General features: G+C 52.6%; 28 protein-coding genes. 9 read left to right on the top strand and 19 right to left on the bottom strand.

Annotation, left to right across the window (positions count from 1 at the left end; translation table 11 throughout):
• Nucleotides 1-8 precede the first annotated feature (8 nt).
• Nucleotides 9-1619, bottom strand: a complete 1611-nt coding sequence (locus ABFZ84_RS05035) for a phosphoenolpyruvate carboxykinase (RefSeq protein ID WP_369312841.1) — start codon at nucleotides 1617-1619, stop codon at nucleotides 9-11.
• Nucleotides 1620-1829: 210 nt separating this feature from the next.
• Between ABFZ84_RS05035 and ABFZ84_RS05030 the strand changes: the two genes are divergently transcribed.
• On the top strand, nucleotides 1830-2084 hold the full coding sequence (locus ABFZ84_RS05030) for an XrtV sorting system accessory protein (RefSeq protein WP_369312840.1): 255 nt from the start codon (nucleotides 1830-1832) through the stop codon (nucleotides 2082-2084).
• Nucleotides 2085-2154: 70 nt separating this feature from the next.
• A complete protein-coding gene (locus ABFZ84_RS05025) occupies nucleotides 2155-3033 on the top strand; it encodes a 1-acyl-sn-glycerol-3-phosphate acyltransferase (protein WP_369312839.1) in 879 nt (292 codons plus the stop codon).
• Here ABFZ84_RS05025 and ABFZ84_RS05020 read toward each other — a convergent pair.
• A complete protein-coding gene (locus ABFZ84_RS05020) occupies nucleotides 3018-3965 on the bottom strand; it encodes an ABC transporter ATP-binding protein (protein ID WP_369312838.1) in 948 nt (315 codons plus the stop codon). The two genes, ABFZ84_RS05025 and ABFZ84_RS05020, sit on opposite strands and share 16 nt — an antisense overlap.
• A gap of 160 nt (nucleotides 3966-4125) precedes the next feature.
• Between ABFZ84_RS05020 and ABFZ84_RS05015 the strand changes: the two genes are divergently transcribed.
• Nucleotides 4126-4314, top strand: coding sequence for a zinc-finger domain-containing protein (locus tag ABFZ84_RS05015; RefSeq protein ID WP_369312837.1), 189 nt, complete (start codon nucleotides 4126-4128; stop codon nucleotides 4312-4314).
• A 1-nt stretch (nucleotide 4315) separates the two neighbouring features.
• On the opposite strand, the gene ABFZ84_RS05010 is transcribed toward ABFZ84_RS05015, so the two are convergent.
• The 5 genes from ABFZ84_RS05010 to ABFZ84_RS04990 are packed head-to-tail and all read right to left on the bottom strand — an operon-like array spanning nucleotide 4316 to nucleotide 8434.
• The gene (locus ABFZ84_RS05010) at nucleotides 4316-5836 is read right to left on the bottom strand and encodes an ABC transporter permease (RefSeq protein ID WP_369312836.1); all 1521 of its coding nucleotides are present in this window, start codon (nucleotides 5834-5836) and stop codon (nucleotides 4316-4318) included.
• The gene (locus tag ABFZ84_RS05005; protein ID WP_369312835.1) at nucleotides 5833-6792 is read right to left on the bottom strand and encodes an ABC transporter ATP-binding protein; all 960 of its coding nucleotides are present in this window, start codon (nucleotides 6790-6792) and stop codon (nucleotides 5833-5835) included. Before ABFZ84_RS05005 ends, ABFZ84_RS05010 begins: the two co-directional genes overlap by 4 nt.
• Nucleotides 6793-6838: 46 nt before the next feature.
• Nucleotides 6839-7279 (bottom strand): VOC family protein, encoded by a 441-nt coding sequence (locus ABFZ84_RS05000; RefSeq protein WP_369312834.1) that lies wholly within the window; start codon nucleotides 7277-7279, stop codon nucleotides 6839-6841.
• 26 nt (nucleotides 7280-7305) lie between these two features.
• On the bottom strand, nucleotides 7306-7848 hold the full coding sequence (locus tag ABFZ84_RS04995) for a hypothetical protein (RefSeq protein WP_369312833.1): 543 nt from the start codon (nucleotides 7846-7848) through the stop codon (nucleotides 7306-7308).
• Nucleotides 7849-7888: 40 nt separating this feature from the next.
• Entirely contained in the window at nucleotides 7889-8434 is a 546-nt protein-coding gene (locus ABFZ84_RS04990) for a DUF2244 domain-containing protein (protein WP_369312832.1), read from the bottom strand.
• A gap of 108 nt (nucleotides 8435-8542) precedes the next feature.
• On the opposite strand from ABFZ84_RS04990, the gene nth reads away from it, so the two are divergent.
• From nth to ABFZ84_RS04975, 3 genes are all read left to right on the top strand, one after another.
• Nucleotides 8543-9316 (top strand): endonuclease III, encoded by a 774-nt coding sequence (gene nth, locus ABFZ84_RS04985; RefSeq protein ID WP_407067070.1) that lies wholly within the window; start codon nucleotides 8543-8545, stop codon nucleotides 9314-9316.
• Nucleotides 9313-10008: an orotidine-5'-phosphate decarboxylase gene (gene pyrF / locus ABFZ84_RS04980; RefSeq protein WP_369312831.1), complete on the top strand. Its 696-nt coding sequence runs from the start codon at nucleotides 9313-9315 to the stop codon at nucleotides 10006-10008. Before nth ends, pyrF begins: the two co-directional genes overlap by 4 nt.
• Nucleotides 10009-10090: 82 nt before the next feature.
• Nucleotides 10091-11815, top strand: coding sequence for an AMP-binding protein (locus tag ABFZ84_RS04975; RefSeq protein WP_369312830.1), 1725 nt, complete (start codon nucleotides 10091-10093; stop codon nucleotides 11813-11815).
• A 1-nt stretch (nucleotide 11816) separates the two neighbouring features.
• Here the strand turns inward: ABFZ84_RS04975 and ABFZ84_RS04970 are convergent, their stop codons facing one another.
• The 4 genes from ABFZ84_RS04970 to hemC form a co-directional block, all read right to left on the bottom strand.
• On the bottom strand, nucleotides 11817-13376 hold the full coding sequence (locus ABFZ84_RS04970) for a heme biosynthesis protein HemY (protein WP_369312829.1): 1560 nt from the start codon (nucleotides 13374-13376) through the stop codon (nucleotides 11817-11819).
• Nucleotides 13377-13385: 9 nt separating this feature from the next.
• Nucleotides 13386-14888, bottom strand: a complete 1503-nt coding sequence (locus tag ABFZ84_RS04965) for a COG4223 family protein (protein ID WP_369312828.1) — start codon at nucleotides 14886-14888, stop codon at nucleotides 13386-13388.
• A 69-nt stretch (nucleotides 14889-14957) separates the two neighbouring features.
• Entirely contained in the window at nucleotides 14958-15680 is a 723-nt protein-coding gene (locus ABFZ84_RS04960; RefSeq protein WP_369312827.1) for a uroporphyrinogen-III synthase, read from the bottom strand.
• Complete coding sequence (gene hemC, locus ABFZ84_RS04955; protein ID WP_369312826.1) at nucleotides 15677-16654, bottom strand: hydroxymethylbilane synthase; 978 nt, start codon at nucleotides 16652-16654, stop codon at nucleotides 15677-15679. Before hemC ends, ABFZ84_RS04960 begins: the two co-directional genes overlap by 4 nt.
• A 124-nt stretch (nucleotides 16655-16778) precedes the next feature.
• Here hemC and tsaD point away from each other — a divergent pair, with 124 nt between their 5' ends.
• Nucleotides 16779-17882: a tRNA (adenosine(37)-N6)-threonylcarbamoyltransferase complex transferase subunit TsaD gene (gene tsaD, locus ABFZ84_RS04950; protein ID WP_369312825.1), complete on the top strand. Its 1104-nt coding sequence runs from the start codon at nucleotides 16779-16781 to the stop codon at nucleotides 17880-17882.
• 52 nt (nucleotides 17883-17934) lie between these two features.
• Here tsaD and ABFZ84_RS04945 read toward each other — a convergent pair whose 3' ends face one another.
• Complete coding sequence (locus ABFZ84_RS04945) at nucleotides 17935-18366, bottom strand: Rrf2 family transcriptional regulator (RefSeq protein ID WP_369312823.1); 432 nt, start codon at nucleotides 18364-18366, stop codon at nucleotides 17935-17937.
• A 589-nt stretch (nucleotides 18367-18955) separates the two neighbouring features.
• Complete coding sequence (locus tag ABFZ84_RS04940) at nucleotides 18956-19588, bottom strand: TetR/AcrR family transcriptional regulator (RefSeq protein ID WP_369312822.1); 633 nt, start codon at nucleotides 19586-19588, stop codon at nucleotides 18956-18958.
• A 65-nt stretch (nucleotides 19589-19653) separates the two neighbouring features.
• Between ABFZ84_RS04940 and ABFZ84_RS04935 the strand changes: the two genes are divergently transcribed.
• Both ABFZ84_RS04935 and ABFZ84_RS04930 read left to right on the top strand, forming a co-directional pair.
• Nucleotides 19654-20664, top strand: a complete 1011-nt coding sequence (locus ABFZ84_RS04935) for an NAD(P)H-dependent glycerol-3-phosphate dehydrogenase (protein ID WP_369312821.1) — start codon at nucleotides 19654-19656, stop codon at nucleotides 20662-20664.
• Between the two features lie 2 nt (nucleotides 20665-20666).
• Entirely contained in the window at nucleotides 20667-20963 is a 297-nt protein-coding gene (locus tag ABFZ84_RS04930) for a YciI family protein (RefSeq protein ID WP_369312820.1), read from the top strand.
• Here ABFZ84_RS04930 and ABFZ84_RS04925 read toward each other — a convergent pair.
• The 6 genes from ABFZ84_RS04925 to ABFZ84_RS04900 all read right to left on the bottom strand — a co-directional run bounded on the left by ABFZ84_RS04925 (nucleotide 20960) and on the right by ABFZ84_RS04900 (nucleotide 26495).
• Nucleotides 20960-21355 (bottom strand): hypothetical protein, encoded by a 396-nt coding sequence (locus ABFZ84_RS04925; RefSeq protein WP_369312819.1) that lies wholly within the window; start codon nucleotides 21353-21355, stop codon nucleotides 20960-20962. The genes ABFZ84_RS04930 and ABFZ84_RS04925 overlap by 4 nt on opposite strands.
• A gap of 169 nt (nucleotides 21356-21524) precedes the next feature.
• Nucleotides 21525-22061 carry an inorganic diphosphatase gene (gene ppa / locus ABFZ84_RS04920; RefSeq protein WP_369312818.1) on the bottom strand — a complete coding sequence of 179 codons (537 nt, stop codon included), beginning with the start codon at nucleotides 22059-22061 and terminating at the stop codon, nucleotides 21525-21527.
• A 3-nt stretch (nucleotides 22062-22064) separates the two neighbouring features.
• Nucleotides 22065-23288, bottom strand: coding sequence for an argininosuccinate synthase (locus ABFZ84_RS04915; protein WP_369312817.1), 1224 nt, complete (start codon nucleotides 23286-23288; stop codon nucleotides 22065-22067).
• A gap of 128 nt (nucleotides 23289-23416) precedes the next feature.
• Nucleotides 23417-23791 carry a hypothetical protein gene (locus ABFZ84_RS04910; RefSeq protein WP_369312816.1) on the bottom strand — a complete coding sequence of 125 codons (375 nt, stop codon included), beginning with the start codon at nucleotides 23789-23791 and terminating at the stop codon, nucleotides 23417-23419.
• 129 nt (nucleotides 23792-23920) lie between these two features.
• Nucleotides 23921-25228: an amidohydrolase gene (locus ABFZ84_RS04905; RefSeq protein WP_369312815.1), complete on the bottom strand. Its 1308-nt coding sequence runs from the start codon at nucleotides 25226-25228 to the stop codon at nucleotides 23921-23923.
• 94 nt (nucleotides 25229-25322) lie between these two features.
• Nucleotides 25323-26495 (bottom strand): fatty acid desaturase, encoded by a 1173-nt coding sequence (locus tag ABFZ84_RS04900; RefSeq protein WP_369312814.1) that lies wholly within the window; start codon nucleotides 26493-26495, stop codon nucleotides 25323-25325.
• Nucleotides 26496-26602 lie beyond the last annotated feature (107 nt).

Here is a 26602-nt window from a genome sequence, read left to right as displayed (position 1 = left end):
GCTCGGCCCTAGCCGAGTGTCGGACCTGCGGCCTTCACCGCATCATCCACATAAGGCGCATAAACGCGGAAATTCTCGACAAACATTTCCCCGAGCTTTTTCGCTTGTGCGTCATAGGCCGTCGGATCTGCCCATGTTTCTCGCGGCGTTAAAATCCGCGTATCGACATTTTCGACCTCCGTTGGAACCTTGAACCCAAAAATCGGATCAGATCGCATTGGCGCAGATTGAAGCGAGCCATTTAACGCAGCGGTCAGTAATGCCCGCGTATCCTTAATGGGCATGCGCCGACCTTTGCCGTGAGGGCCGCCTGTCCAACCAGTTGAAACCAGCCAGCAATTAACATCATGCTGATCAATCAATCGGCCGAGCAACGCACCATATTCCGACGGGTGGCGCGGCATGAACGGCGCACCAAAGCACGTTGAGAATGTGGCCTCTGGGTCTTTCCCCAAGCCCTTTTCTGTGCCGGCTACTTTAGCGGTGTAACCCGACAAGAACATATACATTGCCTGGGCAGGGGTTAGCTTAGCGATTGGCGGCATTACCCCAAAAGCATCACAAGTCAGCATAATGATGTTTTTCGGATGGGTCGTGACACCGTCTAAACTTGCGTTCGGAATATAGTTGATCGGATAAGCCCCGCGCGAGTTCTCTGCGAGTGTAGCATCATCAAGATCTAGCTCCCGTGTCTCGGGGTCCATCACGACATTTTCCAACACCGTGCCAAAGCGCTTTGTGGTCGCAAAAATTTCCGGCTCAGCCGTTGGCGATAGCCTGATCAATTTCGCGTAACAGCCGCCTTCAAAGTTAAACAAACCATTCGGCCCCCAACCATGTTCGTCGTCACCAATAAGCGTACGCTCTGGATCCGCGGACAGGGTCGTTTTGCCGGTTCCGGAAAGGCCAAAAAAGATCGCAGGATCTTCATCTTTTCCGACATTAACCGAACAATGCATTGGCATCACATTTTGTTCAGGCAAAAGGTAATTCAAAATCGTAAAGACCGATTTCTTCATCTCGCCAGCATATGACGTCCCACCAATCAAAACGAGGCGGCGTTCAAAATCCACGGCGATTACTGTTTTAGAAACAGACCCATGCTTATCGGGATCAGCCACAAAATTTGGAAGATCGACAATCGTGAAATCTGGCTCGCCGTTTTTTTCATCGACTGATGGCCGTTCGGATAACGGCGGGCGACGAAGCAGGTGCTGGATAAATAATCCGTGCCACGCATATTCTGTAAATACGCGTACTTTAATGCCGTATTCTTTGTCAGCACCGCCCGCCAAATCCTGCATAAACAAATCATGCTCGGACGCATAGGCAAGCATATCTTGATGCAACTGATCAAAGTCTTCGATGCGCATTGATTTATTGGCATCCCACCAGATTTTATCCTCAATCGCCGGATGCCGAACGATGAATTTATCTTGTGCAGAACGACCCGTGTGCTCGCCGGTTTTAACCACCAACGGCCCATCTTTCGCGACGCTACCTTCGCCACGCTCGATCGCTTGTTGATAAAGTGCTGCTGCTGTTAAGTTCATATATTGTGCAGGTGCACAATCTTCAAAGCGGCGCGCCACTGGCGTCGCCGTTACTGATAGGCTCATTTACTTCCTCCCGAAGCCTCACCTGTGGATGAGTACGCGTCCTGCCTGGTTGATCCAAAAAACGCTCTTCGGTTTTAGGACCTAAACCTGCCGCTGGCCAGATTATGCAGGTCATAATTCTCAAAAATCCCTAGTCATTTTTAGTTAACCACGCGGCCTAAGAGGTTTTTAACGACAATATTGGAAGCTCGGGCACGGAGAATCCGAGTTATGGCACCGTCATTTCAGCTTTTTTCGATCATGCTGTTCATCGCAGCACTGTCGCTATTCATCAGCCGAACAAGGCATGAGAACCCACCTTTATTGCCATATCTGGTGGTGGCATGGGTTTGCGTTGTGGCAAATTGGTTTGACAATAATGGAAGTGATTTGGCTGCCATTGTACTTTTGATTTCCGGGGCATTTCTGATTCTGCATCTCGCCAGCGAACCTTATCGCGACGACATCGAAGACAATACAAATTAAGCTTGGTATTTTGCGAATGCGTGAACCCGCGTAATAGGTGGGCAATCGTGATCGAATACCGGAATACTTAATGAATATCCGAGCCCAAGAAAAACAAACGCCAGAGAAACATATCGTCGATGTGCTAATCGAAGAACGCGCTGAGCGACTAAAAAAATCGGTTTTCTGGCCCCTTTATAAAGCCGCGCTTTATCCGTTATTACTCTACAAACCCGCCGTTAAAATGGCCGATGCCATCGCCCCGCTTTCGGCTCGTGGTGTCTTCGACTATATCAGCGGGCTTCTCGATTTAAACATTGAGATTGAAGGGCTTGAAAACCTTCCCCAATATGGCCGTGTACTGATCGCCCCAACTCACCCCACGGGTATTCCCGATGGCATTGCGATATTTGACGCTATCAAAGCCCGGCGTCCCGACATGACATTTTTTGCAAACCGCGATGCACTACGCGCCGCGCCGGGCCTCGAAGACATGATCATCCCCGTCGAATGGGTCGCGGATAAACGCAACCCACAGCGCTCACGGGAGACGCTTCAAAGTTTGATCAAAGCCTTCCAAAATGAAAAAAGTGTGGTGCTTTTTCCGTCAGGTAGGCTGGCCTATATGAGCGAAGAAAAAGTTCTGACCGAGCAGGAATGGCTGTCCTCTATCGCTATTTTCGCTCGAAAATATGATTGCCCAGTGGTACCCGTCCATATCGATATGCGTAATTCATGGCTCTATTATTGGTTCTGGCGTCTAAACACAGAACTTCGCGACATTACGTTGTTCCACGAACTGCTGAACAAAAAGAATAAGACCTATAAGATCACGATGGGCCCGATGATCGCGCCTCACGCCCTTCAGGGTGATCCAAAAGTCGTCGCCGCATCTTTAAGAGACTATGCGATGAACCTACCCAAAGAGCGCGCGAGATGGCAGCCCGTTGGCGCTTACTCAGCGCGGTAAGTCAGCTCAAGGAATACATCTTCAAGATCGGCCTCGACCGTCGAAAGGTCTTTGACCGCAATTCCTGCACCCGAAAGACGCTCAAGAATGTCAGCAACCTGAGTTTTACTTGGCTGATAAGCAATCGCGAGACTGCCATCTGATTTCATCTCAAATTCAAGTGGCCCCAGATCAGGTTTGATATCAACCGCTTCACTCGGCGTGACCATTAGGGTTTTACGGTCGAGCGAAGAAATCAGTTTTTCCGTCGGTTCACAGGCAACCACATTGCCGTTGTGGATGATCGCAATTTCCTCACACAGCTCTTGCGCCTCTTCGAGATAATGGGTCGTCAAAACGATTGTCACACCCATCTCATGAAGCTTGAGGACATATTCCCACAGCTGTTTGCGCAACTCGATATCGACACCGGCGGTTGGTTCGTCGAGAATCAGGATCGGTGGCGAGTGCACCATGGCTTTGGCCACCAAAAGCCGCCGCTTCATGCCGCCCGAAAGCATCCGCACATAGGCATTAGCTTTATCGCCAAGACCAAGTGCATTGAGGATCTCCATCGACCGGCGTTTGTTTTTGGGCACGCCATAAAGCCCGGCTTGAATCTCTAGCGCCTCAAGCGGAGTAAAAAACACATCCATGTTGATTTCTTGTGGGACGACACCCAGCGAGGCCCGCGCCTGACGCGGATTGCGGTCAATATCAAAACCCCAAACAGAAACCTCACCGGCCGTTTTATTCACAAGCCCGGCAAGGATATTGATAAAAGTTGACTTGCCCGCGCCATTTGGCCCCAAAAGCCCAAATATCGAACCGCGTTTCACCAGAATATCTACGCCTTTTAGGGCCTCTTTCTCCGGGGCCATACCGCTACCGCCATAGGTCTTACGGACCCCGCGTGCGGCAATTGCGTATTCGGCATTAGTGTTGAAATCCATTGGTTTCTCGCTTGTTCTGGTTGAGATGGCTTATCGCGCCGCTCAAAGAACCGGTCAACCACACCTGATATATTCGCTCCACACAAATCCGGGAGGTCTTGACGAAAGCGCTCATCAGCGGCAATCACAGACATCATTCTATCGCACGAAGAAAAGAACCATGAGCGAACCAAAAACGACCACAACACCGGACCCCGAAGTCATATATGTGGATAGCCTGCGCGTCTCTTGTGACGGCGGCGGGGCGCTCGGTCACCCTGTCGTTTGGTACTCGCTTGAGGACGGCGAAGCCGAATGTGGCTACTGCGACCGTAAGTTCATTTTCAAACCCACAACGGCCGACCACTAGGTTAGTGTTTTTCTTTCCGCGCCAAGCGCCAAACATCACGCGCTTTTGGCGGCGATGATTGTAAAATCGCGTTACGGAAAATCCGCCCCATAATCCGCATCAGGAAAATGGCGAAGGCCAGCATCAAGATCGTTGCACCGAAAACTTCCCACAATGGCGGATCCGCAGCCGCGCGCATCATCACCGCATAGGGCGTATAAATCGGTATCCATGTAAGCACAGATGCAACAAAGCCGTTAGGATTCTGGAACACCATCACCATGAACGGCATAGGCGCGAACACCAAAATCATGACCGGCCCCATATATGATTGAGCATCCTGAAGCGAATTCGATACGGCACCGATGGCCAAAAAGATCATCGCAAAAATCGCATAAGCACAGAAAAAGTAGAATAGATAAATCAAGAGAAGTGGCGACGAAAAGAGCGAGCTGATCGCGAGCGATAAAAAATTCTGATCCGTCGTCAGCGCCATCGATCCCGCCAAACCGCCGAACAAAAACATCGCTGGCATCGTCAGACCGACGGCCGCAATGCCAATCAATTTGCCCGCCATTAACTGACCCGCCGTGACCGACGACAACAATATTTCAACAATTTTATTCGAACGCTCTTCGATGGTGTTGGTCAGTAACAAGTTGCCAACACCAAAGATAATCACCACCAACATATAGGTTAGCGCCGCAGGCATAGCAGTCTCTATTCGGTCTTCTAGGCCCAACTCCGCCTCGTCGGCTATGCGATCCGGCCGATAAGACAGCAATGGCGCATCAACTGCATCAATACGATCCAGCGTATCTTGGGACAGACCAAACTCAGCAATAGTTTGACGTTTTAACGCCTTATCGAGCGCCGAATTGACCACGCTTTCCAGCGCGCTATCGGTCAGGTTGCGGCTCCAATATTGTGCGGCGGACGCGTCGTCGTCAGCGCCGAAATCAGCCGGAATCAAAATCGCTGCAAACAATGGAACGGTTGTCCCGTCAGGCATTTCGATACGTTCATCATCCAACAAGAATGGACGAAGCGCAGTCTCTATCTGCGCAAGCGAACCGTCGGTGGGAACCGGCGAGATGATACGCTGGAACTGTACACGCGGCACTTCAAACGGCATTGCGCTCGCATTTAAATAGGGATCAACCGCTAGCTGAGCAACGTCAAATCCACCTGCCGCAATAAACGCCTCTGCTCGTTTATCGTTCACGGCATCCGGTGCAAAGGGCGGTGCGATTTCACCACGCTCAACCGCCGTAAGGTCCGCATAAGCATTCAGATATGCATCCCACGCTGATAATGCTTGTAATAATTGGCGCCGCTCGACCTCCCTGTCGATATCGTCGGTGTATTGTCCCGTTTCATCGTAAACCACAAAGATGCGCGTCGGCTTGTTCCGCTCAACCAGCCCCATCGCCGCACTGAATGCGACTAAACTAACCGGCAACATAACGAGGAAGATCAAAAAACCGCGCGAGAATACATATTGCTTATATTCGCGCCAGGCGATCAACAGAACCTGTTTCATTCCGCAGCCTCCGCGATCGCTTCCGACGCATCGTCACCAGCAAGCGAAACAAAAATATCATGGAGCGTCGCCCCGGCTTGTTCAAACCGGCTAATCGCTATTCCGGCACCAACGACTTGTTGTAAAAATGCTTGCGGATCTGCGTTTTCTGCCAATTCAACCTCATAAAGGTTTTCTTCGCCGCCAGCCTTTTCCAGCCGTACCGCGACGACGCCCGGCAAACTTTCAAAAGCAGCCGCCGGCGCGGCGCTTCGAACATGTAATCGGTGTCCGTATATCTCCCGCGCATTCTCAAGCGTGCCATCAAACCGCTTTTGGCCATGAGCCAAAATCAGAAACCGATCACACAGCCGCTCCGCGTGCTGCATAACGTGCGTTGAAAAAATGATCGTGCGGCCATTGCGGCGCTGATCTGCAATCAACGTTTCCAATGTCTGCTGATTAATTGGATCAAGACCAGAAAACGGCTCATCCAAAATCAATAATTCCGGTTCATGCGCAATGGTTGCCAGTAGCTGAACTTTTTGCGCCATCCCTTTTGACAAGGCTTCGTTTTTTGAGCGCGCAAATTTTTCTAAACCAAACTCTTCAAGCAATTCGCTTGCACGGCGCTTTGCCGCACCCGCGGATAGCCCCCGCAACTGCGCAAAATATGCGATGGAATCTATGGCCTTCATCTTTCGATAAAGCCCCCGCTCTTCTGGCAAATACCCAATGCGCCGGCGCACATCAATCGCAGACGAGGACCCCAATATACTAATCGAACCAGCACTCGGCTTTACGATATCAAGCAGCATACGGAGTGTTGTGGTTTTACCCGCGCCATTTGGCCCCAGAAAGCCATAAATCTCGCCTTGCGCCACGCGAAATGACAGGCCATCAACCGCGGTAAAGCCGCCATATCGCTTGGTGACCCGGTCAAGCACAACGGGATCGGATGGGGACGAGCCGGTCATCTAATAACTTTCAGCTAGGAAATTGCCGTTTGCGTAAAATGCGTTTCTACCAAGAGCCTGTATTCTCCATGCTTGACCATGGTTCCTGCGGCCCAAGCGCCTCGCCGCGCTGGAGAAGCTCGATAGAAATCCCGTCAGGAGAGCGCACAAACGCCATATGCCCGTCACGCGGTGGGCGATTAATGGCCACGCCTGCATCCATCAGTTTTTGACAGCTCGCATAAATATCATCGACCAGATATGCGAGATGGCCGAAATTACGGCCACCATCATATTCTTCTGGGTCCCAATTATAGGTCAGCTCGACCATCGGGCCGTCTTTTTCTTTTGCGCGTTCGATATCGTTGGGGGCCGCAAGAAAAACGAGCGTAAACCGACCCGCCTCGACATCGTACCGATTGACCTCTTCAAGGCCGAGTTTGTTACAATAGAAATCCAGTGACTTTTCTAAGTCACGTACACGGACCATTGTGTGTAAATACTGCAAAAAGCAATCTCCTGCTACTTTTGGGCCTATTGCCGCGCACGAATAATTTCATCGCGCAAATAACCGGGGCGCCGTTTATGAAACCGCCGCATAAAAAACCAAACGATCACCAACCAGACGATGACAACGCCAAAGAAATAGTAAAAACCAGAGAATGCTTCAGCGATGTAAAGCTGACATTCCGGCCCACATTGCCACGATTGCGCGACTTTAACTTCACCCAGATTCACATAGCGCACGATTTCCACTGGCTGAGGGAGGATACCCAGCTTTTGGCCCACCCATTGCGAGAACCCCAAAAGACCTAGCGTCACTGGCAAGGAGACGAGAAACGTCGCCAGCGCCGCCAACGCATAACCGGGAAAGCGGGGTTCGTTCACCCGCCGATAAATTGCGTGAAATTCCTGCTCGGACATATCGCCAAGAAATTCAGGTTCTCTTTTTTGGAAAAACTCCCATTCATAGGCAGCCCCCTCGGTAAGCTCTGCCGAGACTTTTCCACGCCAGTGCCAATAAAGACCGCCACAGACAGCCAAAAATCCCATCAATATCAGGAACGAGCCGAGCATAACTTCCTATCCAAGCCAGACAACAATGGCACCGTGTAGCTCAACCACGCGCGCGACCCAAGGCACTTGTGAGGGCATCGGCAAATCGCTCCCGCTCTTCGGGTGAAAGAAACGCCCCTAATATGAGCGTTCCGCCCTTGCTGATCACCCGGACCTGGCTTTCATGGCGCACAGGCCGGTCGATATGCACCCGCGTCCAAAAAGGCTGCAACCGCCAGCGTAATTCATGACCAGAGGGCATCACCCTAGATACCCACATCGTATCACCGGAAATCCGCACATGCTCCCGCAGCCGCCCCTGACGATAACTCAGCTTAAACGCCACCCATATCGCCACTATATCGAGGCCACAAAAACCAAAGACGGGCCAAGCCCCCAATGTGGTAAAAAGTAGCCCGGTCGAGAAAAGCGAAACTGCCACAATCGTCATCACGATCACAAAGCCCTTATTGGGCAATGACCGATTCGGATACAAAACGGCGTCAAATACACTTTCCTGCCCCTCGGACGGCTCTAGACTTGGCACATCTAGACTGCGCCCCTTCAGAATAGGCGGCATGGTTTCAATGGCGGAGATACGATTCATGGGGAAAACATACGCTCAGGCAGACCCGACTAGCAATTGTCTATAACGGGAACTTTACCTGTTCGGGGCGGTCGCTATGGTCGCACCAAACCGCGAAAAAGGCCGACCATGCCCCGAAAAATGACGCGCGATAATGCGCGCAAAATGTTTGAGCGCCTATCCACGACGGAACCGTCGCCCCAAACCGAGCTGAATTACACCAATCCATACACATTGGTGGTCGCCGTGGCCCTATCGGCACAGGCAACCGATGTCGGCGTCAACAAAGCGACGAAAGACCTTTTTAAGGTTGCCGATACGCCAGAAAAAATGGTGGCGCTGGGCGTCGCAAAACTTGGCGAGTATGTAAAAACGATTGGGCTTTGGCGTAACAAGGCCAAGAACGTCATCGCCCTATCGCAAATGCTGCTCGACGATTTTGGCGGCGCGGTCCCCCAAACCCGCGAAGATCTCGAAAAGCTGCCGGGCGTGGGCCGAAAAACCGCCAACGTTGTGATGAATGTGGCTTTTGGCGCGCCGACGATTGCCGTCGATACCCATATATTTCGGATTGGAAACCGTACTGGTATCGCACCGGGCAAGACCCCGCTTGATGTTGAACTTGGCTTAGAAAAAATCGTCCCCGATGAATTTCTTCATGACGCCCATCACTGGCTGATTTTACATGGTCGCTACATCTGTAAGGCGCGGACACCCGAATGTTGGCGGTGCAGCCTTGTGGATTTGTGCGGCTTTAAGGACAAAGTCATGTCACCGGACAAACCAAAACCGGCAAAGAAAAAAGCCGTGAAAAAGAAATCCGCACCCAAAAAGAAATTAGCCAGTAAACCAAAACTACGCGCCACCCCAAAACACTCAACCAAGAAAGCCTCCGCATCATGACTCCGAATGACCGCCTGATCATTGCATTGGACCTGCCAACCGTTGCAGATGCGCAGAAGGCTATCGACGCTATCGGACCCGCAGGCGCTTTTTATAAAATCGGTTATCAACTCATGCCGATTGGTGGGCTAGACCTTGCGGCGCGTTTGTCCGGCGAAGGCAAAAAAGTTTTTCTCGATTTCAAATTTCACGATATCGGCGCAACAGTCGAACGCGGCGTTAAAAGCGTCGCAGCCTTCGGTGGGGATTACCTAACCGTTCATGCGGAACCCGACGTGTTGAAAGGTGCCGTTCAAGGTCGCGCCGACGACCCCCGACTGAAAATTCTTGCCGTAACCGTTTTAACAAGTCTCGACCAAACCAGCCTGACCAAAGCGGGTATCAACATCCCGCTTGAAGACCTCGTTTTGAAGCGCGCAGAGTTTGCCGCCGAAGCCGGTGCCGATGGCGTTGTTGCGTCTGCGAAGGAAGCCGCCGCCATCAAGGCACGTTTTGGCGATGCACTTAAAATTGTCACGCCCGGCGTCCGCCCAGCGGGAAGTGCGATGGATGACCAAAAGCGCGTGGTAACCCCGGCCAACGCTATTGCCGCCGGCGCTGACCAATTGGTTGTAGGCCGTCCGATTATCGCTAACGACAACCCGGCAAAGGCAACGCAATCCATTATTGACGAGATTGCGCGCGCGCTTTAGCGCCAATTTCCGGCACCTTCTGGCAATTAATGCGCCCCTATCATACACTGTCACCGGGGCAGAGAAACGAACAGGTAGGGTTATGGGTGATCCGATACGGCGCATAGAACGCCGCTCACGCCGCGCAATTTTTCAGGCATATCTCGAAAATGCAGCGCGCCAAAAATCCAATAGAGTTGCGATCACCGATGGTGATGGTCGCCAACTGACCTTTAAAGAAATTACACGCGGTTCATTCGCGCTTGGTGGCGCGCTCGGACGACTCACAAAAAACAACGAACATGTAGGCATTTTGTTGCCGACCAGCGCCGGGGCAATCATCGCGCTTTTCGCGTTGCTATCACGCGGGCGTGTACCGGCAATGCTCAACTTTACCTCGGGTTCAAAAAACCTTTTGGGCGCGTGTAAAGTCGCGAATGTTTCAAAAATCGTCACTGCCAGAAAATTTATTGAGTTAGCTGGCCTTGAAAAACTCATCGAAGAATTGGCCGAAGCCGTAGACATAATCTATCTCGAAGACGTCCGTGAACAGATCACTGGCCGTGACAAAACACTTGCTCTGACCGGGCCATTATTTCCAACAATTCTTGCCTCAACCCCCAATCCGGATTCTCCGGGGGTTATTTTGTTCACATCAGGCACCGAAGGCACCCCGAAGGGGGTTGTGCTCTCGCACCGCAATATCATCGCAAATATTGAACAAATATCGGCCCATGTGGATTTGTTGCCGACCGATGTCTTTTTTAACCCATTGCCGACATTCCATTGCTATGGGCTGACGGCGGGGGCGCTTTGGCCAATCCTCAACGGCTATCCTGTTGTCTTTCACCCGTCACCACTCCAGACCAAAATTATCCCTAAGCGGATTTTTGAAACTGGATCGACCGTCCTGTTCGCAACCGACACGTTCTTATCACAATATATGCGCGCCAGCGCCGATGGGGGAATGTCGTCTTTACGCATCGCCGTTTGCGGCGCGGAACGTGTCCGTGATGAAACGCGACAAGCCGCAGAAAAACGCTTCGGTTTTGAAGTCCTCGAAGGATATGGCGTCACCGAAGGGTCGCCCGTTCTGGCCGCAAACCAACCGGGTGATATTCGTTCTGGCACCGTCGGAAAACTCCTACCCGCGGTTGAATATCGTCTTGACCCGGTTGAAGGACTAGACAGTACCGCAGGGCGATTATTTGTCCGTGGGCCAAACATCATGCAGGGCTATCTTTCCCAAGACAATCCAGGCGTTATCGTACCGCCACAAGATGGGTGGCACGATACTGGCGATATCGTTTCCATTGACGAATCCGGATATATGTCGATCCGTGGACGGCTTAAGCGCTTCGCGAAAATTGCTGGCGAAATGGTGTCACTGGCGGTTGTTGAAAACTGCGCATCCGCCGTATGGCCCGACAATTTACATGCAGCGGCCATTTTGCCTGATCCAAAAAAAGGCGAGCAAGTTATACTGGTCACGGATCGAAAAGATGCGCCTCGAGGCTTATTGCTGACATGGGCGCAATCTCATGGTGTGCCTGAAATTGCGGTACCAAAAAAAATTGTGATTGTTGATGAAATTCCGGTCCTAGGCACTGGCAAAATTGATTTTCTTTCCGTTCGCACCCTCGCCGAAGAAGGGCTGATCGCGATGGAGGCCGCAAAGAATGAATCTAGCGAGCCACCATCCAAGAAAGAATTGAAAAAAATGACAGCGCAGGAAAAAGCGCTTCAAAAACGCGAAAAGAAAGAAATGAAAACGGCGTCGAAAACGGCGAATGACGACAAGAAAGAATCCAAAGACGCAGCCGAATAATCTAAGAAACCTCGCGGGACGCCTTTATTGCACGTTCCGCATCTTCCGCTGTAGAGGCTAGGTTTTCTTCTTGGTTTTCTTCGTCGTTGTCGTCCTGTTCTGGCCCGCCACTTGCCACAACATCGTTTTCTGCTTCGACACCTCCTTCGTTAGCATCGTCAACCTGAAGTTCGGTATCGCCCGTTTCATCGGCGGGTTGTTCGTCTAAAATTTCCGGCTCGACAACCGGCGGCGCAGCGAGCAGCCGGACTTCATCAATAGAAAGCCCGGTTTCTAGCGCCTCGATAGGGGGCGGTGCCAACCGCCCAAAGTCCATATATTCACGAACCAGACGGGCCCAACCTTCGCGGGTTAGGTTAAAGTCACCATCGGCACCGGGGCGTGGGTCACGCGGCGCATTGGCGGCATGTTCAAGCCAGACCTGCGCAGACGGCCCACCATGAAGACCTGCGATGGCCGTTGCCATGAGTGAAAACGCTGCAGCTGTCGGTGCATTACTTAATAACGGCTCCAGTTTTTGAACAGCATCCGCCCAGTTCTCCACGAGGTTTTCTGCCCGGGCCTGAAGTAAAATGGCCTCGTCGCTAATTGGTGCCTTGTCCGCTAGTTTACGTAACTTCGATGCGCGCTTTTCGTTATTTTCATCCTTATAGAGACGGTCATACTGTTTGATTAACGCCGGATGGGGCGCTTCGGAAAAAGCGGTTTCAATAATTTTGCTCGCTTTTCCTATTTTGCTATCATCAGCATATAAACGCGCAGCCAACAAAGCTGCGGGCGCAAAGCCCGGCGCAAATTTAAGCGCTGTCTCCAATTCCGATAATGCCGCCTGCCGGTCGATGGAGTGCACCGCATACGCATCAGCGGTTAACAACGCCGCCTTGCCGCGTTGCGCGTGCGCCCCCTCTACAAGTTTGTTCTTTTCAGCGCGCTCCAGCGCTATACGGGTATCACCCCAGGCACCACGCTCAAGCCCCAATTCAAATACCGAGTGATAGGCCCAATCCGCATTAGGGCGCAGTCGAAACGCACGCTCTGCGTAACCACGCGCCGCATCTCGGTCATCGGTCTTCATCGCCTGCGCATACAAGCCCTGAAGCCCCAAAAATTCAGTTTCGGGCGCTTCGAGCATAGCCGAAAAGCCTTCTTGGGCAGCTTTGGTATCACCCGACAACTGAGCCGCCTGAGCCGATAACAAACGCGTCACAGCCACATCATCAAGAAGCCGCCGCGCGACTCGCGCATGATGCGCCGCGTCTTCGCCGTCACCAACCGCAACAGCCTCTAACCCACGGGTCAGCGCAGCAACACCGCGTGTTCTTTTGGTTTCTGCGTCGCGTGCCTTGATCCGCGCAGGCAGGCCCATAATGTCTTTGATTTTGTGGGTCAGATAAATCGTGATCAACAAAAGCGCGAAGGCACCACCAATGATGAGACCCGATGGTCCATCAAAGTGATAGCCAAACACCTCGCCCGTAAATCGACTATCCAGACTAGCGAAATAAGTAACACCAGAGGCAAACAGAAGAATACCCAACAAAAATATCAGAATACGGATCATGATACGCCTCTACTCCGCCGCATTTGCAAGTCGCGCTTCGAGCGCTTTAATTGTTGCCGCCGCATTTGCACGCGCACGCGCATCATTGATCCAGCTCGCCATGCTTTCCTGCGCGGCTTCCGAAAGATTTTCGACCTCGCTTAGCGCATAAGCCACATCACCATCATCAAGCGCGGCCTCGGCACGGGACAGAATAGCCCCCGCACCATCACCGGCACGCGGCGCAGCAGGGCGAACACTCACAAGGTTTTTCGCGCGTGCCACAAGCCCAGCAACACCGCCACCTGCTTTTTCTTGCGCCGCAGCGCTAACCGCACGTCGCGCCGCTGCATCAAAATTATTTCGCAAGGTGGTAATCGTCGGAATACCGCTTTGGGCATGCGTGCTAAGTGATGCCGTTAGGTCTGGGGCAAGCGCAGTAACATCCGCCAATTCTTTGGCAAAAGGCGTCCCCTGGTCGATCGCGATTTTCAATGTATCAAGCGAAAGGCCAGCTTTGATCTGTGCCGCCGAGATTTTTGGCTGGCTATCTTTCAGGTCTGATACCGCGGCGCGCAAAGCATTTAATTCTTGATTGATTTGCGCGTCGCGCGACGACAACGCAGAAGAAAGGTCTTGTCTTAGCGCGCCGATTTCTGCGATGAGCGCATCATTTTTCTCGCGTTCTTGCGCCAACGCCGCGCTCAACGATTGTGCTTGCTGATCGAACTCGGCCTTTAGGGCTGCGATTTCGTCCGAATAATCCGTTGTTGCAGGAACCGAGGGTTCTTCTGCATCCGATATTATTGCCGGTTCATTTTCAATGGCCGCCTCTGCCATTTCGTTATCTTCGATAGGTTGAGGTGCCTCGATGGGCTCATCAATTACCGCGTGCTCGTCGGTTGCATCCACCGCGTCTTCCAATGGCTCAGTTACCACCTCTTCTGTATCAAGAGTACTTTCTTCACCAACCTCAGCGGGAATTTCTTGGGTGGATTTGACATCGTCATCAAAACTATTGCCAAGCTTTTTCTCGTCACTCGGAAGCGGCGGTAAAAACCCGTCATCGCTTGCTACATCTCCGGGTGCGTCATCACCCACCGCATTGCCCGGCGCAGATTTTAAATCATCAGCCGGAACATTGATTGTCTTTTCAGGCTCTGGTGCAGGCTCAACCGCGACTGGTGGCGTCGCCACATCGGCCTTTGGCTCAATTATGGGTTCGGCACCTTCCAGCACAGTGTTTTCTTTGGCTGCATCAGGCTGATCCGCACGCATTTGCATACGCCAAAATCCAAAAGCAGCCAAAGCCACCACCGCAAACAGCAAAAACAGCATGACGCCTGGCGTCAGCGTAGACTTGCGCTTTGTCGCCGGTTCTGTTTCCGCATCTTTCGCGGGATCGGCCTCACTTGATGGCTCATCGTCAAATGGGGCAGACACCGGCTCATCGCCGCTGACAACTTCCGCCTCAACCTCTGGTATAGCGTCGTCGCTGTCCTTTTGGTCGGGCTTGTTGTCGTCTTGCGTCACGCGGTACTCCCTTTGGGTCAGAACTCTATCAACTCGGCGTATATTAGATAAGCGCCGCAGCGCGCGCGCTCAAGCGCAACCCGCATTCTTCTGCACAATCAATTCTAACAGGCTTTGCGCGGAATATTCCGGGGCCACGTGTAATGAATGCCAATTGGCCGATCCTGCTCGTTCGGCCACCGCATCACTAAGGCACGCAACACGCGTGTTTTTCAACTGATCCACGACACCGACTTGAACGGCAAGTTCCATAAAAAGCTTTGCCGTGCGAGGAGAGAAAAAACTTGCCCATTCGACGGGTGGTGACGCCCGCAGCGCATTGACCGTTTCATCGGTCAACGCAGACACTGCCTTAGCATCGTAGAGCGTCATACGCCGCGCTGAAATTTTATCGCTCTTTAACATGCGAACCAGATCGCCAGCACGATCAGCACCAGCGACATGCAATACCGCATCACTGAATTGCCCCCTTTCGGAGACGATACAATCATGAAGGCGATGCACATCGCCCTCTGCATCACGCACAGAAATAAACCCAGCCGCGCGTGCCGCGTCCCCGGTCACCGGCCCCACCGCAAAAACAGGCAGATCGCGCACATCACAATTTGCCTCGAATGCTCGAACACCATTCACCGATGTAAATGCGAGTGCACCAATGCCCCTAAGGTCAATATCCTGTCTCGTGATCTGAATTTCCATCACAGGCGACAATATTGGCGTTAGCCCCTTGGCCCGGCACAAGGCCGCAAATCGCTCGCCGTCTGGCTCGGCGCGTGTGACCAACACCCTCACCCGCGCGATCCTTCGTTGGTCAATACAGCAAAGAAATTAACCCCTGCGCGTTCGCGAATTTCAATCGCGGCGGCTGCACCAGTTTCCACAGCTTGTTTAATATTATTCGCCGTATACGGAAATTTTCGTTCGATCTTGAACTGTGTTTCACCATCCAACGAAAGTAACTCACCGCGAAACCAAACTTCGCCATTTTCAATGACGGCAAGCCCGGCGATGGGCGTACGGCACGAACCATCAAGCCCCGCGAGGAACGCACGCTCAACCGCCACGCAACCTTCTGTTTCTGCGCAATTAAACTTCGCCGCGATGGCCCGCGCTTCTTCGTCGTCTTCGCGAGTCTGAACGCAGAGCGCACCCTGCCCCACCGCAGGCAGCATTTCTTCGGGCGGCAGAATGTAGGTTGCGTGTTGTTCGAGCCCCAAGCGGCGCAACCCGGCAAGCGCCAGAAAGGTCGCATCGGCTTCGCCGCGCTCTAGCTTTTTTAGCCGAGTGCCCACATTCCCCCGCAACGTGACAGGCTTTAGGTCGGGGCGACGCGACAATGTCTGGGCGAGACGCCGCACCGACGCCGTTCCGATGGCAGCACCTTCAGCGAGGGTCCATGGGGTCTTGCTATTCGGGCTGATAAACACATCGCGTGGATCTTCGCGTTGCGGAATTGCGGCGGTGATCAGCCCCGGTGGAGATTCTGCTGGCATGTCTTTCATAGAATGGACGGCAAATCGCGCTTCACCAGACAAAAGCGCGTCTTCGATTTCCTTAGTGAACAGTCCTTTGCCGCCGATTTCCGCGAGCGAACCTGTCAGGTTTTGATCGCCAGAGCTGACAAAATCGCGGATCGGCGCGTCATTATTGGCCGTGTTCGGGTCATGGCCAATCGCCTTCGCGATCATCCGCTGAACCATGCGGGCTTGCGCCAGCGCCAGCGGAGATCGGCGGGTAGCGACGGCAAAGGCGTTCTTTTCTGACACTCGTTTTGCTTTCAAAACTTTATGGGCTATGTGGCATTATAAGGCATAGACGAATGCGCACTTGCATTTAGGGGCGCTTTTGCGGTCCAAGCGCCTAAATTATCTTATCGGAATGCGCAAACCTATGACTACTGCTCAAGACCTCTTTGTGCTCGGTGTTGAAACGAGCTGTGACGATACTGCCGCTGCGATCATACGCCGACGGCCTGATGGAAGCTGTCAGATATTATCGAACGAGGTCTGGGCGCAACATGAAGACCATGCGGCTTTTGGTGGCGTCGTGCCCGAAATTGCTGCCCGAAGTCATGTTGAGCGGCTTGATAGCACCATCGAAAAAGCAGTGGCCGTTGCGGGCATCGCGTTTGACCGCCTATCAGCTGTGGCCGCAACCGCGGGCCCCGGCTTAGTTGGTGGCGTGATGGTCGGGCTTACCACCGCAAAGGCGATTGCCCTCGCTCATGATTTACCGCTCATCCCGCTCAACCATCTCGAAGGACATGCGCTTTCCGCCCGGATGACCGAACCTGCGGCTTTTCCCTATTTATTACTGCTGATCTCTGGCGGACACACGCAACTCATTCATGTGAAGTCCGTGGGTGACTATGTTCGGCTCGGCACAACGATTGATGATGCCGCTGGCGAGTCCTTTGACAAAACCGCGAAATTATTAGGTCTTGGTGCGCCCGGCGGCCCAATGGTCGAAGCCGCCGCGACAGGCGGCAGAGCCGACCGGTTTGACCTACCCCGCCCATTGGCCCAACGCGACGGTTGTGACTTTTCTTTCTCGGGCCTCAAAACCGCCGTTCGCGAAGCCGCGACCAACATCGAAAGCCCATCCGGTCAAGACGTTGCCGATATTGCAGCATCGTTCCAACACGCCGCCGCGCGCCATCTTGCGCAACGCACACAAAAGGCGATGGAAATTCTCGACCCGCCGATTGGTAACCGCCGATTGGTCGTCGCTGGTGGCGTTGCAGCGAACTGTTCAGTCAAAAATATGCTGCAAAAATTGTGCGCAGCAAATTCATGGCAACTAATGGTCCCACCGCCCAAATATTGCACCGATAATGGGGCCATGATCGCTTGGGCCGGGGCCGAGCGGATCGTTGCGGGAATGGTACCAAACCCGCATGATGTCATGGGTTTAGCCCCGCGTGCGCGTTGGCCATTGGCACCGCACAAAGACGGCGGCAAACTGGGCAGCGGGCGCAAAGGCCCCAAGGCCTAAACACCAAACTCGATAGTTATTTACGTGTCTCAAAACCAATTAATGCTGCACTTTATGTTGCAGCATTTGCTGCAGCAATTTCACGCACAATTTGTTTGAGACTGACCTCGGCCAAACGCCCAAGGAACGCTTGCTCCGCGCTGTTCGCCACCGCAATTAGGCTGGTTTGGATATGCCGCCCAACCGTGCAGGTGTCATCTGGCGGTGTTCGCGGCAGCGCAACAAGACCAGGTTCTTCGACCGCCCGATAGATATCGAGCATGGTGATTTTCTTTGGGCCGCGCGCCAGCGTAGAGCCGCCACCCTTGCCAAGCTTGGAAACGGTCAAGCCAGCCTTTGAGAGGGCGACTAACAATCGCCTAATTACCGCGGGATTGGTGTTGGCGCTTTTGGCCAGACATTCTGATGTTTGGGATGCCGAACGATCAACAGCCATAAGTGTCAAAATATGGACAGCGACGGCAAAGCGACTGGATGCTGGCATGGTGCTCTCCCTTGAATGTAGAAGAACAATGCGCCGAATAAATTGTATCTTCGTTACTTACACAGTTTTTTAGACTGACGCGCAAAAAAAGGGCGCGGAAGCCGGGGCAGGCTGCCGCGCCGTAGTCTCTGCTGAGATAAGGGAGGGTGCGTCCTAAGGGGAGGGACGGGGTCTCAGCAGAATCTGGGAAAACGATTTAGGCGATGATAACACCGCGCGTCGCGAGGTCAGCGACATTAAAAAGAAGGGCACCAAGAACACCAGTTAGGGTCAGGGTTGCAGCCGCTTGAACGGCAAAGGTACGAAAGCTTGTCATTTTGATCTCTCTTAGAAGTCCATTTTTTATCCCCGAAGAGCGATCCCTCCGAGGCAAGGCAGTCATTGTTGTGCCGCCTTGTTGAGGGGGACATAGGCGCGCATTGAACAGTTGTCAATGAACGAAATGAATATTATTCATTGTTTAATGATCATTTTTTCTGATTATCTATTTTATTCTATATATTTCAATGGGTTATTACATATTGCGATGCAATAAAAAAAATACAACCTCACACCGAAGTGAAGTTAAACACGCATTAAATCGCTAAAATCAGGCGGGTTCATGCGCCTTGTGGCTTGATTGTTTGGCCGCTCGCCACGAAAAACCATCTAGGATGAGGTCCACCACGCCATTCAGTTCTTGCGCTAGAACCGCATATTCACCCTCATGGAAAACTGACGGGCTTGTGAAACGGTAAGCAGCATCTTGGAGGATTTTCACGGTCTCGGCGTTATTATCAATCGCAAAAGTTCCGTCTTCCATGCCAAGTCGCAATATCTCGCCGAGCACCCGTCCCTCGGCATTTTCCCATTCAATCGCGATCTTGGGCCGTGAGGACATCAACTCGCTTGATAGCTCATAGGATTTTGGTTTGTCGTGAAACCGCTCATAGGCGAGCGTAAACTTGGTCAAAAAGAAAGACCGCAACTTTTTAGCTGGAGCGACTTCGGGAGCATCCGCCACCTCGCGCAACTTTCTAACCTGTTCCATCCTCAAGACCCGCACGAACATTTCTGCAATGTCGAGTTTTGACGGAAAGTATCGATATAGATTGCCGGTGGACATATTGCAGTCCTGCGCTATCTCCGACATGGTCGTTTTACCATATCCATAATGAAGAAAGCGCCGACTCGCGGCATCAAGAATCTGCTTGGCTGTATCGTCGAGTGTTTCTGCTGGCATTTATCACCGCATGTTTATGTTAACGTCTTTATAAACCGTTCAATCCTCAATCTGCAATGAATCAAATGAAATCAACTCAAGCTTTCAAATCTATCGGTGTCATCGGTGGCGGCGCGTGGGGTACGGCGCTTGCCTCTTTGTGTGCCGCGAACGGCATCCCAACCACCATTTGGGCCCGCGAAGAACAAGTCGTGCGTACCATCAATGATCGCCATGAAAACACCGAATACCTGCCCGACGTTCCCTTACCGGCACCATTGAAAGCTGTTGGCTCCCTCAGTATGGCCGCCGAAAACGAGGCCCTACTTTTTGTGGTGCCGGCCCAATTTGCCCGCACAGCTTTTGCCGAACTTCGGTCTGCTGCTGGTGATCGGCAACAGCCCGTCGCGCTTTGTTCAAAAGGGATCGAACGGGATACCGGCTTGTTAATGACCGAAGTTTTATCAGCGGTATGGCCTGAAGCACTACCGGCTGTGTTGTCTGGCCCGAGCTTTGCCCGGGATGTTGCCATGGGCCTACCGACGGCTGTGACCCTTGCCTGCGCGGATGAAGAATTGGGCAAGCGGTGGATGGCAACTATCGGCGCTCCACATTTCAGGCCCTACCTATCGGATGATCTCACGGGGGCCGAACTCGGCGGTGCGGTCAAAAATGTATTGGCCATTGCCGCTGGGGTTGTCGCTGGACAAGGCATGGGCGAGAGCGCCCGCGCCGCGTTAATCGCACGCGGCTTTTCTGAATTCCAACGCCTTGGGGTCGCATTAGGAGCCGAAGCCCAGACCATGGCGGGCCTTTCGGGGTTAGGTGATTTGATCCTGACTGCGTCCTCGCCCCAATCGCGCAACATGTCCCTCGGAATTGAACTTGGCAAAGGGCGATCCCTTGACGATGTGCTCGCAAGTCGCAATAGCGTCAGCGAAGGCGTCGCCACCGCAGGGGCTATCCATGCCCTCGCGGAGAAAGCCGGAATTGATGCGCCCATCTGTGCGGCTGTGGCCGAACTGGTGAGCGGATCGAGAAATGTAGACGATATCATCGCCGCGTTACTCGCGCGGCCATTCACAACGGAAGCGTAACGATGCCTAATTTTATTCTGATTTGCCGCGACAAACCCAATTCACTCGACCTGCGCATGGATACGCGCCCAGCGCATCTTGATTATTTCGCCGCTTACGGTCCCCGCGCCATGCTTGCCGGCCCAATGCTTGACGATAACGGCAAGCCAAATGGCTCGATCTTGATCATCGAAGCCGACGACCACGCCGAAGCACAAAGATTTGCCGAAAATGACCCCTACGCCAAAGCCGGGCTTTTTGAATCCACTGAAATTCAGCCAATGAAACTTGCGGCTGGTTCACTCCTGCCAAAAGCCTAACGCCGGCGCTTATAAGATTTGCAACTGGCCTCATAGGGACGTCCGGAAAGCCGGGCGTTCCAACCTGCGGTCCATGCATCGCCCGCATCAACACCCCCACGGGCACGGCATTGCTGAAAGCCTGTGCGATATTCTGGCGATAATACATCAACCTTGCCCGCCAGCGAGAATGCAGCGTCATAACACTCGCAAACGAGGTCTTGGCCGCCGTTTGACGTAAGGGTTGGAGTCATTTCGCCAGCGGAAGCATTGCTGGAAATACTGACGTTTGAGGTCTGCGTATCCGTTGCTTCACCGCCCGTACCGATATTCGCGTTCATCACCGCATAAAATGCGATACCGAGGACGACAAGCGCCAACACACCGCCAAACATGGCTTCGATATTTCTCATAACACCCCTCGATCACTCCCCCGCATGACCACAAGGGCCATGCAAATCCCAAAACGGGCGCTTGGATGATAACCCGAAGCGCCCGCCTTAAAAAGGGAAAACCCATAGGAATGTAGGGCGTAAAGTGCCGCCCCATCGGCAAATTTGCCTAGCAGCGAAACTAATCGGCCTAATTGCCCGCTTTTTTCTCGGCCTCAATACCCTGCATGATCAGTTTTTCAGCCTCTTCGGGGCCTTTCCAGCCAACAACTTTGACCCATTTGTTTGGCTCAAGATCTTTGTAATGCTCGAAAAAATGCCTGATCCGTTCAATCAAAATATCGGGCAAGTCTTCATAGGTGGTGATCTTTTGATAGTAGCGCGTGAGGCGAGGGCTCGGCACCGCGAGAATTTTCTCATCCAGGCCAGCTTCATCTTCCATCAGAAGAACGCCCACCGGACGGGCCGCAACAACAGAACCCGGCACCAAAGGCCGATTGCCAACGACCATTACATCAACCGCATCACCATCATCAGCGAGCGTCCCCGGCACAAAGCCGTAATTACACGGATAACGCATATCCGTATAAAGGAACCGATCAACGAACATCGCGCCTGAAGGCTTGTGAATTTCGTATTTGATCGGGTCACCGCCGAGCGGCACTTCGATTACAACATTGATGTCTTTTGGCGCGTCTGCGCCAGTTGGCACCTTCGTGAGATCCATTTCTTACTTCGCTTTCATATTCCGACGCGCCAATAATTTAAGACGCAACGCATTTAGTTTGATGAAACCCTCAGCGTCTTTTTGGTCATAGACCATGTCTTCTTCGAACGTGACGTGGGCTTCGGAATAAATTGTGTTTTCTGATGAGCGAGCAATGACGTCGGCTGACCCTTTATAGAGCTTGACCGATACGGTGCCCGATACGTGTTCCTGACTTTTATCAATCGCCGCCTGAAGCATCTCGCGCTCCGGTGAATACCAAAAGCCGTTATAAATAAGCTCTGCATAACGTGGCATTAATTCGTCTTTAAGGTGGGCCGCCCCGCGATCAAGGGTGATTTGCTCGATGCCGCGATGGGCCGCCAGCAACACCGTGCCGCCTGGTGTTTCATAAATGCCGCGTGATTTCATACCGACAAAACGGTTCTCCACGAGGTCCAACCGGCCAACGCCATGCTTCCCGCCCAATTCATTGAGCTTGGTTAGCAATTCAGCCGGCGATAACTTTTCACCATTGATCGAAACCGCGTCGCCGCGCTCAAATCCGATCTCGACGATTTCTGGTTTGTCTGGTGCTGTCTCTGGATCAACGGTGCGCTGATAGACATATTCAGGCGCAACGACCGCAGGGTCTTCGAGCACTTTTCCTTCTGACGACGTGTGCAGGAGGTTTGCGTCAACGGAGAACGGTGCTTCGCCGCGCTTATCTTTTTGGACTTCAATCTGGTGGGCTTCGGCAAACGCAATCAGTTTCTCGCGAGAATTCAAATCCCAATCGCGCCATGGGGCGATGACCTGAATATCGGGGTTCAGGGCATAGGCATTTAGCTCGAACCGAACCTGGTCATTCCCTTTACCGGTCGCGCCATGGGCAATCGCGTCTGCGCCGGTTTCTTTAGCAATTTCCACAAGCCGTTTTGCAATCAACGGGCGTGCGATCGACGTGCCTAAAAGGTAAAGCCCTTCGTAAACCGCGTTGGCGCGAAACATTGGAAAAACGAAATCACGGACAAATTCTTCGCGGACATCTTCGATATAAATATCTTTAATGCCGGCGCGCTCAGCCTTGCGGCGCGCTGGTTCCAGTTCCTCACCTTGCCCGAGATCTGCCGTGAACGTGACCACTTCACAGCCATATTCAACCTGTAGCCATTTCAGAATTACCGACGTATCGAGCCCGCCAGAATAGGCTAGAACCACTTTTTTCACGTCTTTTCCGTTGGCCATGATAATTCCTTTTCATTGTGTGGCGCGCCTATAGCGCGACAGGCCACATTTCGCCAGTGCAATATAGAAAAAAGGCGGAGCTGAAAATTGCTCCGCCTCAGCCGATTATAAAGCCATCTTGTTACGGATTATGCCCGCACGTAAATTTTAGTGCCCCGATCATAGCGGTAATACATGCGTGCTCGGCGGTCCCACGATAGTGGCGGACGCGCATTGGCATAACGGCGGGCCTCGCGCTTGTTACCGTCATAATAAAACGCGCTGATAGGACAAATCGTCACCGCTTCGTCACGGCGATTTTCACGTCGGTCATATCGGTCTTCGGCGCGGTCGCCATATCCATTATTATATCGCCCATCGCGGCGGTCCTCGCGCCGGTCGGCTCGATCCTCCCTCAAGTCCGGACAAGCGCGTGGATTGACTTTCCATTCGCCCGCAAGTGCCGGGGCGCTCATCCCCGCCACACACAAACCAAACAAGCCGACGACCAGTTTTTTCTTCATTACAATGTCTCCTAAAGGTGGCCCCCAGACCGGTAACAACACAAATATAAAACGCACAAAAAACCCCAGTCCGTCGGAGCGGACTGGGGTCATTTCTGGGCGACAGAATGGCCAAAATTGGGCGGCGAATTATTCTTGATTAAAAAGCGAAATCGCAGACGCCGTCATCGCTTCAGTGCCTGTTTTGATTGCTGGCTCAGGCACAATTTTAAAGAACGGAGAATGATGTGACGGTGCATCTTTCACGTCTTTTGCGGGCGTACCGCCTACGCTGAAATATACCCCCTTAACGCCGCTTTCCGGCGTAACGAAATAGGCAAAATCTTCTGCGCCCATGCCTTCGCGCGGCATGTCGATCAAAATGTCATCGCCCATTGCAGCGGAGATTGCATCGCGGACTTTCTGGGCTGACGCCGCGTCGTTGATGGTCGGCGGCGTTGTTTCGGTCTTTGATCTGATCACTTCGGGCATTAAATCTTGGGGCACACCCAACGACTGAGCGACACCGGCAGCAACACGATCAATACTGTCTAGCAACTGTGCCCGCACCTCATGATCATCGGAACGAACCGTCAGCTGCATTTCAACTTTGTCGCCAATGATATTGTGCTTAAATCCGCCATGGATCGCGCCAACCGTAATCACGCCAGCATCAAGCGGCGCTATTGTACGCGAGACAACCGATTGTAGTGTAACGACAATTTGTGATGCTACGAGCACAGGATCAATACCCTTATGCGGTGCTGCACCATGAGCGCCAACGCCGTGAACAACAATATCGACACTATCAGAACTTGAAGAACTGATCCCAAGTGGCACATCGATTCGGTTCAGTGGCGTATCAGCAGATACATGAAACGCCAACGCATAATCCGGTTTCGGAAAGCGTTTATAAAGCCCGTCATTGATCATCTCGCGCGCACCAGAAATGCGTTCCTCCGCAGGCTGAGCGATCAAGACGAGCGTACCCGACCATTGGTCTTTCCGCGCAGCCATCTGGCGCGCCGTGCCCACCAGCGATGTGATATGAACATCGTGACCGCAAGCATGCATCACTGGTTTCACTTCACCATCGATGTCTTCTTGTGTGGCAACTGATGAATAGGAAAGCCCCGAATTTTCTTTTACCGGCAAGCCATCCATATCGGCACGGATCATAATTGTCGGGCCGTCACCATTTTTCAAAACCGCCACAACACCAGTGCCGCCGACGCCTTCGGTGACGTCATAGCCGAGCGCACTAATCTCGGTCGCTAGACGTTTCGCCGTCTTAAACTCGCGATGAGAAAGTTCGGGGTTTTCGTGAAAATGAATGAATAGGTCTTCGAGATTTGCGTCATAATCGGCGGCAATATCTGCTCTAAGGTCCGATTGTGCCAATGCTGTACTGCCGACACATAGCGCCGCCCCGACCATGAATGACGTGATCAATTTCATTGTTCCGCTCTCCATAAATAAAAAGATGCGCAAGCCCTGCGCATCTTTGATTTTTTGGCTGAACAGAATCGCTGCTCCGCCCATGCGCAACAGCTTAGCGCAGAGACGAGATGCTGACCATCTTTTGTTGCGCAGTACACCAAAGGGCAAGACGCGCACATTCAAGGCTGTCTTTGATGGTCATGACCGGCAGCGACAACAAATCTTCGCTCGCGCGATAACATTCCATCAACCGATAATTCGGAATCAAACTCGCAAGGTGATGAATATGATGCAGGCCAATATTGCCTGAAATCCAACGCAACGGCGTCGGCAACTTGTAATGAGATGAGCCGAAAATCGCCGCTTCCGCATAATTCCACTGTGGGCGCTTGGCCCAATAAGTTTCTTCATATTGGTGCTGAACAAAGAACAACCATGTTCCCGCCCACGCAGCGATTGTCACTGAAATTCCGAATACAATCGCCACCGCACCAAACCCAAGGACCAGCGACAAAGCCCCGTAAAACACCACCAACGCCACATTCAACGCCGCAACACTTTTCCAAATCTGACCAAGGCGCATACCGTGATAGGTCTCGGCAAAGGGCATTGGCCCGGCAAGCGGGAAGCGCTGCATAACAAAGAAATAAAACGGCGATCCAAAAGCAATCATAACAATCGGATGGCGATAAAATCTGTATAGGAATTTATTGGCTGGCGACAACGCGCGATATTCATCGGCAGTAAGCGTATCCACGCCACCAATGCCGCGACGATCAAGATCGCCAGAGCTTGCGTGATGACGATTATGGGCATCACGCCAAAATCCATAAGGCGTAAAGGTAAGAATGCTTATGCAGAACCCGAGCGCATGGTTCGCGGCTTTAGAATTGAAATAGCTGCCATGCCCGCAATCATGCTGAATGGTGAAAAGCTTGACCAACAAACCGCCGGCCAGCGGGCCTAGAACCAACAGCGCTGGCCACCAGCCCGCGAATACAACCGCAAACATTGCTGCGATCACACCTGCATAAAGCGCGATATTGAGCGACGCTTGGGTTATGCTGCGATGAAGTTGTGCGCCTTGAAAAGCCGCGCAATGAGCGGATATGCGTTGCAACATCGCTTTTTTCGGGCACTCGCCATTTGCGGCCTGCCCATTCACCCCTATTGATGGTGACTTGTTCGATGTTGAAGACTCGCGAAGCGCTGAGCCTACGCTTACACGTAGATTCTCGGATTTCGCAGAAGGATTGGCCGCGGCGGGCGAAACAGAACTAGACATTAAACAGGATAATACTCGTTTTTTGCGCAACGCCAGTTAATAGGCGCAGCGGGTTTCCTCGCACTTTGGTTTTGTCTGCTTAACCAAATTTGCGGCAAAAGGCCAAC

The organism is Hyphococcus lacteus, from assembly GCF_041058985.1.
GTDB lineage: Bacteria > Pseudomonadota > Alphaproteobacteria > Caulobacterales > Parvularculaceae > Hyphococcus > Hyphococcus lacteus.
Note: the sequence above shows the minus strand (reverse complement) of the source record. Positions and strands in the feature narration are given on the sequence as shown.